At 51.3% G+C, this 345-nt stretch carries 1 protein-coding gene; it reads left to right on the forward strand.

All coding sequences use genetic code 11. From position 1 onward, the window contains the following. Positions 1-345, forward strand: a 345-nt coding sequence (locus WH277_RS01285) for a hypothetical protein (protein WP_339503916.1), incomplete at both ends; no start/stop codon positions are given.

Genomic DNA, 345 nt, shown 5'->3' on the forward strand with positions numbered 1-345 from the left:
CGCTTACTTCCCGCCACACATCTGCTGCAGCACGAATTTATCGCGCAGCAGCTTAAAGGCTTTGCCCACCAGCATGGCTGGGAGCGGCAGGACGTCACGGCCGTTGCCTCCATGTGGAGTAAGCATTATTTGTCGCTATTTTCCGGCGGTTGGTTATTTGCACGCATACTATACGATACCCTGTTGCCTGCCGATCTAAAGGATCTGCTGTTATTGCTGGATGCTGACGGGCAGGTAACAGCGGTTGTTGTGCCAGATGAGGGGAAATCCGTAGCGCCAGTAAGCACTGTCGAAGATTTTTCGATTTTTTTTCAACAGCATATTGATGCACACTTCGTGGCACTC

The sequence above is a fragment of the Erwinia sp. MYb416 genome, from assembly GCF_037479575.1.
GTDB lineage: Bacteria > Pseudomonadota > Gammaproteobacteria > Enterobacterales > Enterobacteriaceae > Erwinia > Erwinia rhapontici.